The sequence below is a fragment of the Streptomyces sp. A1136 genome, assembly GCF_004795055.1.
Lineage (GTDB): Bacteria > Actinomycetota > Actinomycetes > Streptomycetales > Streptomycetaceae > Streptomyces.
On sequence record NZ_SSBJ01000083.1, the window covers coordinates 1 to 11,337 of the forward strand.

Genomic DNA, 11,337 nt, shown 5'->3' on the forward strand with positions numbered 1-11,337 from the left:
GATCTCCCGTACTGCGGTTGCGGCGGCGGGTCGTGCCCGCGCGCCCGCACCCGGTGGCGGGCGGAGGGCACCGGTACGAGGACCACCGCGGCCCGCTCCCCCGCCCCCTCCCCGGCCTCCCGGCCCGACCACGCGGCGCCCGCCAGCACCGCGGCCGCCAACGCCGCGCCGAGGGGGCCGGCCAGGGGCAGCGCGCCGCGCTCCTTGTGCGCCAGCACGACGGCTCGTACCGCGTCCCCGTACACCGCGCCCGCATGGACCACCGGCAGGCCGGACGGCGGCGCCGTGGGCCGGGCCCGCCCGACCCCGCCACCGTCCAGGGCGGCCCGGCACCGCGCGCACAGCACCACCCTCGGCGCCCCGCACCCGGCGCAGTCGGCCGGCAGCACCAGCCCCGCCAGCTCCTGCCACCAGCCCCGCATGGGACGACCCTGCCGCCCGTCCGGGGCCGGCCGCCACCCCTGTGGAAAACCGCCTGTGGACAACCCGCGCCACCGCGGCCACACGGCTCAGCCCGGGTAGACCGGCTCCCGGCCGCCCGCCGCCACCGTGCGCCACTGCGCCCCCGGCGGCAGCCACACGATGCCGTCCTCGTCGGAGAAGGCCACCACCGGCTTCTCCTCGTCCTCGGTCGTCGCGACCCCGGCCAACCCGGAGGCGCCGGGCAGACTCGCGGCGGCCGTGGAGCCGTCGGACAGCATGTAGCGGGCCTGCATGACCCCGCCGCTCTCCCGGCCCACCACGAGCAGGCGGCCCCTGGGCCCCCAGCTCATCGCCATCACGTCGGCCATCTGCGGGGCCGCGGGCCGCAGCTCGCGCACCGACACCGGCGAGGCGTCCGCCTTGCCGTCCGGCCGCTCGATCCGCCCGGTGTACAGGTTCTTGCGGCTGCCGTCCTTCTCGACGAGCAGCGCGATGCGCACCCCGTCGGGCGAGGCCTTGAGCGCGGTGATCCGGCCGCCGTCCAGCCCGGCCACGTCCACCTTCTGCGGTGCCCCGGTACCGCCGGGAACCCGCCACAGCCCCTGGTTGGGCGGGTCGACGTCCGCGATCCACAGGTCGCCGTGCGTGTCCCAGCTGGGCGCGGTCAGCTTGCCGGCCCTGCCCCCCGGGAACTGCAGCGGCTGGGGCATCGGCCCGGCCGTCGTCAGCGTCACCACGTACAGCGCGTGCCGGTCGTCCGAGACGACCGCGGCGCGCTTCTCGTCGTAGGTGACGGCGGCCGAGCCCACCTTGAACCCGGTCGCGGTGGCCAGCGGCCCGGGCACGGGTTCCGGCTTGTCCTGCTGCTGGTCCTCGGCGTTGACGTTGAGGGACATCCGTACGAACCGGTAGTCCTTGTCGACGTAGTACTGGTGCTCGGGGAGCGGCGCCGGGTTGGCGATCGCCACGGCGGCCGAACGCGTGACCCAGCAGAGCGACGTCTTGCCGTCGGGGCGCAGCAGTTCCACGCGGTCCAGCCGGGAGGCCGTCAGGTCCCGGATGGTGTACAGGAGTTGGGTGGCCATCTTCTGGCACTGCGGCTGCCCGACGTTCTTCGCCTTGTCGTTCAGCGGTACGCGCAGCGTGTTCTGGCCGTCGTACGCCAGGGTCTTGGTGCCCGCGCGCAGTTCCGTCCCGGTGGGGAAACTGGAGGTGACGACCGGGGCCAGCCACTTGGAGGGTCCGGCGAGCAGCGACTGCACGGTCTGGGTGGTGGGGTCCATCCGCGAGTCGGGGTCGCTGCGTTGGCGCACGTACACCGGGTCCGCGACGAGCGCGCCGCCCGCGAAGTAGTACTTGTTGACGGGCTTGTAGATGCGTTGGAAGTCGGACTCGCTGAGCACGAGGCTGCTCGGCGGGGTCGCGATCCGCCACTGGTCCTTCTCCCGCACCAGCTGGAGGTACTCCTCGTAGCGTCCCCCGCCGGTCTCCGGCTGATAGGCGCTGCGTTCGTCCACCGTCGCGAGCTTCTTGCCGGTGACCTTCCACCGGGTGTCGTCGGGCTCCTTGGAGCCCTGCACCGGGAAGCGGTCGAGGCCGGAGGAGAGCACGGTGACGGCCGAGCCGGGCTTCCAGTTCTTCGCGGCGTCCTCGGTGAGGTACTTGCGGGCCGTCTCCAGCTGGGGGTCGTCGCTGGTCATGGCCTCCAGGAAGCCGTCGACGATGTCGGCCGCGCCGGCTTTGTCGGCGGGCGGTACGCCGAACACCCGTACCTGGGAGTCGACGCCCTGCGAGGCCTGGACCTGCCGGATCTCCCCGCTGTCGGGCATGGAGGCGCAGCCGGCGAGCAGCAGCGCCGCCGCCCCGAGCACGGCGTGGACCCGCAGGGTCGCGCGCCGCGGCCTGCCCGCCCGCCGGGCCTGTACGTGTGCCGGCCCGCGCTCAACGTCCACGGGGTCCATCCTCCTGTGCTGACGTGTCGGCCGCCGACCGCTCGGCCGCCGACCGCTCGGCCGCCGACTGCTCGGCGGGGCGCGCCACGACCCGGGCCCCGTTGCCGGGCAGCGCCGTCGGGTCGGCGGGGACCGGCAACGCGGTGGTCACCGCCGGGCGCGGCGGTATGGGGGAGCGGTCGGCCGGGCGGGGCCGGTCGCCGCCGGGTCCACCGGTGCCGTTGCCGGAGCCGGCGCGCGCCGCCGCCTCGGCGGCGGCCCTGGCCCGGTTGGCACGGGAGTCTTCCGGTTCCAGCGGGATCGGGGAGCCGCGCAGCGGTTCGTCGGCGGTGCGGGGCAGGGTGAGCCGGAACTGGGATCCGCCGCCGGGCTCGCCCCACGCCTGGAGCCAGCCACCGTGCAGCCGCGCGTCCTCGACGGCGATGGACAGGCCGAGGCCGGTCCCGCCGGTGGTTCGGGCCCGGGCCGGGTCCGCCCGCCAGAACCGGTTGAAGACGCGGGTGGCCTCGCCGGGCTTGAGCCCGACCCCGTAGTCCCGTACGGCGACGGCGACGGCTCCGCCCGCGGACGCGAGCCGGACCACCACGTCGCGGCCCTCGCCGTGCTCCACGGCGTTGACGACGAGGTTGCGCAGCACCCGCTCGACGCGCCGGGAATCGGCTTCGGCGATGACGGGTTGGGTGTCGCCGAGGACGCGGATGCGGGTGCCCTTGTGCTCGGCCAGCGGTTCGGCTCCGTCGATGACACGGCGCACGACGTCGCGCAGGTCGATGGGCTCGGCTTCCAGGGCGGCGGCGCCCGCGTCGAACCGGCTGATCTCCAGCAGGTCGGCGAGGAGCGACTCGAAGCGGTCGAGCTGTCCGGCGAGGAGTTCGGCGGAGCGGGCGGTGACGGGGTCGAAGTCGACGCGGGCGTCGTGGATGACGTCGGCGGCCATGCGGACCGTCGTCAACGGGGTCCGCAGCTCGTGCGAGACGTCGGAGACGAACCGGCGCTGCATCCGCGAGAGGTCCTCCAACTGCTGGATCTTGTGCTGGAGGTTCTGGGCCATCTTGTTGAAGGCCTCGCCGAGCCGGGCGATGTCGTCCTCGCCGGTGACCTTCATCCGCTCTTGGAGCCGCCCGGCGGAGAGGCGTTCGGCGATCCCCGCGGCCATCCGGACGGGTGTGACCACCTGACGCACGACGAGCCAGGCGATCGCGCCGAGCAGGACGACGACGAACAGGCCGGCGGTGGCGATGGTGGCCTTGATGAGGTTGAGGGACTCCTCTTCCTGGGTCAGCGGGAAGAGGTAGTACAGGTCGTAGGGGTCGCCGTTGATGTCGGTGAGGCGCTTGCCGATGACCAGCGCGGGCGCGGGGGCCTTCTCCCCGGAGCCGGCCGTGTAGCGGATCTCGGAAAAGGTCTTGAAGGTGCCGGTGGCGTGGTTGACGGCGCGGCGCAGGGTGATGGGGACGCTGGCGGTCGGATCGACGTTGCCGGAGGCGCGGGCGCCCTTGACGCCCTGGGCGCCGGGCGCGGCCGGCTCTCCGGCCCCCGCGCCGAGGGCGGCCACCTCGAAGGCGGTCTGACCGCCGCTGGCCAGTTGCTTGACGAGGGAGTTCATCCAGGTGCTGGCGTCACGGCCGACCTTGTTGTCGGTGACGTCGGAGCCGTCGGCGGCGAAAGGCGTGTTGGCCTTCTCCTGGGCGACCGCGAAGCCGCCCGCGGCCTGGCTCTGGGCGGCCTCCTCCTTCGCGTCGAGGAGCCCCTTGCTGACCTGCGCGATGACGACGAAACCCAAGGCGAGCACGACGGTGAGCGAGAGCAGCAGGGTGCCCGTGACGACCCGCAACTGGATGTTGCGCCGCCAGAGCCGGACAGCCGGAAGCAGCGGCCGGCGTACGAGGCGTACGCACAGCCGCAGCACGGGGCTGCCGGCCAGTCGCTCCTTGAGCAACCGGCCGCCCCGCAGGACTCCCCGACGGGAGTCGCCCCGGGGCGTGCCGGGCTGCACGTCAGCTCGGTCCGGCCTTGTAGCCGACACCGCGGACCGTCACGACGATCTCGGGGCGCTCCGGGTCCTTCTCGACCTTGGAGCGCAGCCGCTGCACGTGCACGTTGACCAGGCGCGTGTCCGCCGCGTGCCGGTATCCCCAGACCTGCTCCAGCAGCACCTCACGGGTGAAGACCTGCCAGGGCTTGCGCGCGAGGGCGACCAGCAGGTCGAACTCGAGCGGGGTCAGGGCGATGGAGGCACCGTCGCGCTTGACGGAGTGCCCGGCCACGTCGATGACCAGGTCACCGATGGCGAGCTGCTCGGGCGCCGGCTCCTCCGAACGGCGCAGGCGGGCCCGGATGCGGGCCACCAGCTCCTTCGGCTTGAACGGCTTGACGATGTAGTCGTCGGCCCCGGACTCCAGGCCCACGACGACGTCGACGGTGTCGCTCTTCGCCGTGAGCATGACGATCGGCACCCCCGACTCGGCCCGGATCAGCCTGCAGACCTCTATGCCGTCCCGTCCGGGCAGCATGAGGTCGAGCAGGACCAGGTCCGGCTTCGCCTCCCGGAAAGCAGCCAGTGCCTTGTCACCGTCCGCTACGAACGACGGCTCAAAACCTTCTCCACGCAGCACAATGCCGAGCATCTCGGCCAGCGCGGTGTCGTCGTCGACGACAAGGACTCGTCCCTTCATGCTTGACATCATCCCATTAGCTAATCGTTACCTGGCGGTGAGCTGTCCCACAGCCAAAAGGGCTGGAAATCGCCCCCCGAACCTGCGTGGCGATCAGGCCGACCAGTCTGCCCCGGATTCCCGCGACAATCGAAGGCGGGAAGACACCCGATCTCGGGGAACACCCCGTCCGCTCCCCGCTCCCACGTGGCACGATGGCAGCCGACCAGCGCCCCCGCCGCAGCAGACGCACGTGAAGGAGCGAAATGAACGACTCTCCGGGCTGGGCTTCGCCCGGGCCCTCCCCGTCTGAAGGCGAGGGCGGCCAAGCCGGCGGTACGGGCGGCCAGGGCGCGCCGGAGGGCATACAGCCCCCCGCGCAGCCGGCCGCGGACTCCAAGTGGTCCGCCGCCCAACCGCCGCCCGGCCAGTGGGCCGGCCCCGGCGGCCCGACCTCCGAGGCCGCACCCGCCGACGCCGCCCCGCAGGAACCGCGGCAGGACGCGGGCTGGGGATCGTACGGACCCCCGACCGGCCGGCCCGGACAGCCCCCGCAGTACGGATCGCCCTACGGCGGCCAGTACGGCCACCCCGGCGGCCCCTGGGGCCCGCCCCCGGCCGCCAAGCCCGGCGTGATCCCGCTGCGCCCCCTGGGCCTGGGCGAGCTGCTCGACGGCGCGGTCTCCACCATGCGCACCCACTGGCGCTCGGTGCTGTCCATCAGCCTCGTCGTCGCCGTCCTCATCGAGGCCGGCAACGTACTGATCAACAAGTTCGCGCTGTCGGACCTCACCACCGCGTCCGCCACCGGCGACGACCCGGAACAGATACTCCGCGGCTTCCGCGACGCCGTCGTCCCCGTCTTCGCCAACGGGTTCCTCCAGCTCGTCCTCGGCATCATCGCCAGCGCGCTGCTCACCGTCATCTACAGCCGCGCCGTGATCGGCCGGCAGGTCACGGTCGGCGAGGCGTGGCGGGAGGCGCGGCCCCGCCTGCTGCCCCTCGCCGGACTGACCCTGCTCCTCGCCGTCGGCTCGGTCCTCCTCTTCGGCGTGCTGATCCTGCCGGGCCTGCTGATGGGGAACATCGGCGTCGTCCTCCTCGGCATGCTCGTCGCCCTGCCGCTCTTCGTCTGGCTCTGGTTCCGCTTCGTGCTGGCCTCACCGGCCCTGATGTTGGAGCGGGCCGGGGTCTTCACGGCGCTCAGGCGGTCCGCCAAGCTCGTCCGGGGCGCCTGGTGGCGCGTCTTCGGCATCACGCTCCTGACCGGGCTCATCACCGGCCTCGTGTCGATGCTGATCACCATGCCGTTCACGCTCGTCGCGGTGCTCAGCGGCGTCGGCGACCTCAGCTCCTTCACCGACGGCTCCTTCGCGGTGTCCTGGTCGTTCCTGCTCATCAACGGCATCGGCTCGATCATCAGCTTCACGGTCGTGCTGCCGATCTCGGCGGGCATCACCGTCCTGCTGTACATCGACCAGCGCATCCGCCGCGAGGCCCTCGACCTGGAACTCGCCCGGGCCGCCGGCCTGCAGGACTACGGAAGCGCCGGCGTCGGGTACGGAGGCTGACACACCGATGAGCCAGGGGGGACTCGTCATCACCGCGGCCACACCGCCGGTGACGACTCCGCGCGACGCCGCCCGCGAGGCGGCCGAACGCGAACTGTCCAAGCGGATGTACCACCAGAACGACCCGAGCCCGCTCCAGCGCGTCCTGGACCGGCTCTGGGAGTGGCTCGGCGACTTCTTCGACCGTGCCGCCGGGGCGACCCCCGGCGGCACGGTCGGCCTCGTCGCCGTCGTGCTCCTCGCCGCCCTAGCCGTCGGCGCCCTGTGGTGGCGGCTCGGCACCCCCCGCCGCGCCGTCACCGCCGCCGGGACCCTCTTCGACGAGCGCGCGCGCACCGCCGCCGACCACCGGGCCGCCGCCGACACCCACGCCGCCGCCGGCCGCTGGAGCGAGGCCGTCCGGGAACGCATGCGCGCCGTCGTCCGCTCGCTGGAGGAGCGCGCCCTGCTCGACCCGCGCCCCGGCCGCACCGCCGACGAGGCCGCCGCCGAAGCGGCCGCCTGCCTCCCTCGGCACGCCGACGAGCTGCGCGCGGCGGCCCGCGCCTTCGACGACGTCACCTACGGCGGGCGCACCGGCGACGCCGACACCTACGAACGCCTGCGCACCCTCGACCTCACCCTGGAGCGCGCCACGCCGCTCCTGACGGGACCCACGGCATGACCGGCCCAGCGTCCACCGCCACGACCCCCCAGGGCCCGGCCACGACGGCGCCTCCCGCGCCCCCGGCCACCTCCCGGGCCACCACCCTGTGGGTCCGCTCCAGGGGCTTCCTGGCCGCCCTCGGCGTCCTCCTCGTGGGCGGCGTCACCGTGGCCGCCCTCCACTCCGACGGACACCACGGCTACCTCGATCCCCGATCCGCCGACCCGTACGGCAGCCGCGCCGTCGCCGAACTCCTCAAGGCCCGGGGCGTCACCAGCCGGGTCGTCACCAGCGCCGCCGAAGCGGCCGCCGCCACCGGCCCCCGCACCACCCTGCTGGTCACCGACCCCGACGCGCTCGACCAGAGCCGCAGGCGCACGCTGCGCACCGCCGTCGACACCTCCGGCGGCCGTACGGTCCTCCTCGCGCCCACCGGCACCGGTCTCACCGACCTGGCCCCCGCCGCGACGGCCCGCGCCTTCTCCGACCGCGGCGCCCTCGACCCGGACTGCGCGCTGCCCGCCGCGCGCTCCGCCGGCCGCGCCACCACCGGAGGCGGCCCCCGCTACGGCACCGACCTCGCCGGGGCCACCGCCTGCTACCCCGACGGCGGCCACCCCACCCTCCTCGTGCTGCCCGCCACGGCCAAGGGCGGCGACACCGTCCTCCTCGGCTCCGAGAGCGTCCTGCTCAACCGGACCCTGGCCAAGGAGGGCAACGCCTCCCTCGCCCTGCAACTCCTCGGCTCCCGGCCCGAACTCGTCTGGTACCTGCCCGACCCGGCCGAGCAGACCGGCCCGGACGCCCCCGAGCAGCAGAGCCTCCTCGACCTCATACCGTCCGGCTGGACCTGGGCCCTGCTCCAGCTGCTCGTGGCCGCCGCCCTCGCCGCCCTCTGGCGCGCCCGCCGCCTCGGCCCCCTCGTCAGCGAGAACCTCCCCGTCGCGGTCCGTGCCTCCGAGGCCACCGAGGGCCACGCCCGCCTCTACCGCAAGGCCGGGGCCCGCGACCGCGCCGCGACCGTGCTGCGCACCGCCACCCGCGAACGCCTCGCCGCGCTCGTCGGCGTACCGGCGACCCACGCCCATGAACCGGCCGCCCTGCTCCCGGCCGTGTCCGCCCGGCTCACCGCCGACCGCGCCACGGACCTCGCCACCCTGCTCTTCGGCACCACCCCCTCCGACGACGCGGCGCTCGTCGCGCTCGCCGACCACCTCGACGCCCTCGAAAGAGAGGTCCGCACCTCATGACGGCCACCACGGACAGCGCCCGTTCCTCCCTCGAAGCGCTCCGCACCGAGATCGCGAAGGCCGTGGTCGGCCAGGACTCCGCCGTCACCGGTCTGGTCGTCGCACTCCTGTGCCGGGGCCACGTCCTGCTCGAAGGCGTCCCCGGCGTCGCCAAGACCCTCCTCGTACGCGCCCTCGCCGCGTCCCTCGAACTCGACACCAAGCGCGTCCAGTTCACCCCCGACCTGATGCCCGGCGACGTCACCGGGTCCCTCGTCTACGACGCCCGCACCGCCGAGTTCTCCTTCCAGAACGGCCCCGTCTTCACCAACCTCCTCCTGGCCGACGAGATCAACCGGACGCCCCCCAAGACCCAGTCCTCCCTCCTGGAGGCCATGGAGGAGCGGCAGGTCACCGTCGACGGCGTCCCCCGCAAGCTCCCCGAGCCCTTCCTCGTCGCCGCCACCATGAACCCCGTCGAGTACGAGGGCACCTACCCCCTCCCCGAAGCCCAACTGGACCGCTTCCTGCTCAAACTGACGGTCCCCCTGCCGTCCCGCGAGGACGAGATCGGTGTCCTGACCCGGCACGCCGCCGGCTTCAACCCGCGCGACCTGCACGCCGCGGGCATCCGCCCGGTGGCCGGACCCGCCGAACTCGAAGCCGCCCGCAAGGCCGTCGAGAACACCACCGTCTCCCCCGAGATCGCCGCGTACGTCGTCGACATCTGCCGCGCCACCCGCGAATCGCCGTCCCTGACCCTCGGCGTCTCCCCGCGCGGCGCGACCGCCCTGCTGGCCACCGCCCGCGCCTGGGCCTGGCTCACCGGCCGCGACTACGTCACCCCCGACGACGTGAAGGCCCTCGCCCTGCCGACCCTGCGCCACCGCGTCCAACTGCGCCCGGAAGCCGAGATGGAAGGCGTCGTCGCCGACGCGGTCATCTCCGCGGTCCTGTCCCACGTCCCCGTCCCCCGCTGATGGCCCTCACCGGACGCGCCGCTCTGCTGGCGGCCCTCGGCAGCCTCCCCGTCGGCCTCCTCGAACCGGGCTGGACGGGCCTGCTCGCGGTCAACGGCACCATCGGCCTGGCCTGCGCGGTCGACTATGCCCTGGCCGCGCCCGTGCGCACACTCCGGCTGACCCGATCCGGCGACACCTCGGTCCGCCTGGGCGAGCCGGCCGACGTACACCTCACGGTGACCAACCCCGGCGGCCGCACCCTGCGGGCCCGTGTCCGCGACGCCTGGCCCCCGAGCAGTTGGCTCCCCGACACCGAACCCGCCGCGTCCCGCCACGACCTGGTCGTCCCGGCCGGGGAACGCCGACGCCTCACCACCCGCCTGCGGCCCACCCGCCGCGGAGACCGCCGGGCCGACCGCGTCACGATCCGCTCCTACGGCCCCCTCGGGCTCCTGTCCCGCCAGGGCACCCACACCGTGCCCTGGACGGTCCGGGTGCTTCCCCCGTTCACGAGCCGCAAGCACCTGCCGTCACGCCTGGCCCGGCTCCGTGAACTCGACGGCCGTACCAGCCTCCTGACACGCGGTGAGGGCACCGAGTTCGACAGCCTCCGCGACTACCTCCCCGGCGACGACACCCGCTCCATCGACTGGCGCGCCACCGCCCGCGGCCACAAGGTCGCCGTCCGCACCTGGCGCCCCGAACGCGACCGCCACATCCTCGTCTGCCTCGACACCGGCCGCACGTCCGCCGGCCGCGTCGCGGACGCACCCCGCCTGGACTCCGCCATGGACGCGGCCCTGCTCCTCACCGCGCTGGCCACCCGCGCCGGCGACCGGGTGGACCTGCTGGCCCACGACCGCCGCCCCCGCGCCCAGGTCCAGGGCCGCTCGGCCGCCGACACCCTCCCCGCCTTCGTCAACGCCATGGCCACGCTGGAGCCGGAACTCGTCGAGACAGACTCCCGTGCCCTCGTCTCCACCATCCTGCGCACCGCCCCGCGCCGCTCCCTGGTCGTACTCCTGACGAGCCTGGACGCCGCTCCCGTCGAAGAGGGCCTCCTCCCGGCCCTGCCTCAGCTCACCCAGCGGCACACGGTGCTGCTCGCCTCCGTCGCGGACCCGCGCGTCGCCGAGATGGCCCGCGCTCGCGGCACGCTCGACTCGGTCTACGACGCCGCGGCCGCCACCCAGTCCCAGGCCCAACGCCGCCGCACCGCGGACCACCTCACCCGCCTCGGCGTCCACGTCGTCGACGCCACCCCGGAGAATCTGGCCCCCGCCCTCGCGGACGCCTACCTCGCCCTCAAATCCGCCGGCCGCCTGTAACCTCCCGGTCGCGGCCGGCCGGCTGGATACGCTGGTCGATGCACCCCCATCGGTGGTGCGGCTGCGCCGCCAGATCGAGGCCCATTCCCCCGAGGTCATGGCCCTCAACGACACCGATATGGGCGACCCCGTCACGGGCCTGACCAAGGTCCCCGACCCATGGTCATTCGGAGGAGGACGCCGACGACACGGCGAAGGCGTCAACTCCCGTGATGTGCTGATGGTCGTGGAGGTCGTCAGCCGCACGAACTGCCTCACCGAAATCCGCGACAAGCTGCACGACTATCCGAGGATGGGGGTACCGATCTACGTAGTCGTGGACCCGGGTGCCTTACGGCTTCGGGGATACCGTCACAGCCGGCCGATGGACGCTCAGCACGAGCGCCCTCAAGAGCTACCCCGCCGATTGGTGAAGCGCCGGAGGGACGGCCCCTGCGCTACCGCCGAAAAGGGTCCGGAACGCGGAAAAGCCCCGCACCGAACCCGGTAAGGGGCTGGTGCGGGGCTTTCCCACAATGATTGTTCGGCGGCGTCCTACTCTCCCACAGGGTCCCCCCTGCAGTACCATCGGC

9 protein-coding genes and 1 pseudogene are annotated in these 11,337 nt (G+C 73.7%); 6 read left to right on the top strand and 4 right to left on the bottom strand.

The window, feature by feature from the left end; all coding sequences use genetic code 11:
• From E6R62_RS37065 to mtrA, 4 genes and pseudogenes are all read right to left on the bottom strand, one after another.
• A pseudogene (locus E6R62_RS37065) lies at nucleotides 1-422 on the bottom strand (ComF family protein); the annotation flags it as partial.
• Nucleotides 423-509: 87 nt separating this feature from the next.
• Entirely contained in the window at nucleotides 510-2,375 is a 1,866-nt protein-coding gene (locus E6R62_RS37070) for an LpqB family beta-propeller domain-containing protein (RefSeq protein WP_240802125.1), read from the bottom strand.
• The gene (gene mtrB, locus E6R62_RS37075; protein WP_136217858.1) at nucleotides 2,365-4,284 is read right to left on the bottom strand and encodes an MtrAB system histidine kinase MtrB; all 1,920 of its coding nucleotides are present in this window, start codon (nucleotides 4,282-4,284) and stop codon (nucleotides 2,365-2,367) included. The genes E6R62_RS37070 and mtrB overlap by 11 nt, the downstream gene beginning before the upstream one ends.
• Nucleotides 4,285-4,372: 88 nt before the next feature.
• Nucleotides 4,373-5,062: a two-component system response regulator MtrA gene (gene mtrA / locus E6R62_RS37080; protein ID WP_189973359.1), complete on the bottom strand. Its 690-nt coding sequence runs from the start codon at nucleotides 5,060-5,062 to the stop codon at nucleotides 4,373-4,375.
• A gap of 233 nt (nucleotides 5,063-5,295) precedes the next feature.
• Between mtrA and E6R62_RS37085 the strand changes: the two genes are divergently transcribed.
• From E6R62_RS37085 to E6R62_RS42355, 6 genes are all read left to right on the top strand, one after another.
• Nucleotides 5,296-6,600: a glycerophosphoryl diester phosphodiesterase membrane domain-containing protein gene (locus tag E6R62_RS37085; protein ID WP_136217852.1), complete on the top strand. Its 1,305-nt coding sequence runs from the start codon at nucleotides 5,296-5,298 to the stop codon at nucleotides 6,598-6,600.
• A 7-nt stretch (nucleotides 6,601-6,607) separates the two neighbouring features.
• Nucleotides 6,608-7,264, top strand: a complete 657-nt coding sequence (locus E6R62_RS37090) for a DUF4129 domain-containing protein (protein ID WP_136217853.1) — start codon at nucleotides 6,608-6,610, stop codon at nucleotides 7,262-7,264.
• Entirely contained in the window at nucleotides 7,261-8,496 is a 1,236-nt protein-coding gene (locus E6R62_RS37095) for a DUF4350 domain-containing protein (RefSeq protein WP_136217854.1), read from the top strand. Before E6R62_RS37090 ends, E6R62_RS37095 begins: the two co-directional genes overlap by 4 nt.
• Nucleotides 8,493-9,455, top strand: coding sequence for a MoxR family ATPase (locus tag E6R62_RS37100; RefSeq protein WP_136217855.1), 963 nt, complete (start codon nucleotides 8,493-8,495; stop codon nucleotides 9,453-9,455). The genes E6R62_RS37095 and E6R62_RS37100 overlap by 4 nt, the downstream gene beginning before the upstream one ends.
• Nucleotides 9,455-10,765: a DUF58 domain-containing protein gene (locus tag E6R62_RS37105; protein WP_136217856.1), complete on the top strand. Its 1,311-nt coding sequence runs from the start codon at nucleotides 9,455-9,457 to the stop codon at nucleotides 10,763-10,765. Before E6R62_RS37100 ends, E6R62_RS37105 begins: the two co-directional genes overlap by 1 nt.
• A 118-nt stretch (nucleotides 10,766-10,883) precedes the next feature.
• Nucleotides 10,884-11,255: a Uma2 family endonuclease gene (locus tag E6R62_RS42355; RefSeq protein WP_368773886.1), complete on the top strand. Its 372-nt coding sequence runs from the start codon at nucleotides 10,884-10,886 to the stop codon at nucleotides 11,253-11,255.
• Nucleotides 11,256-11,337 lie beyond the last annotated feature (82 nt).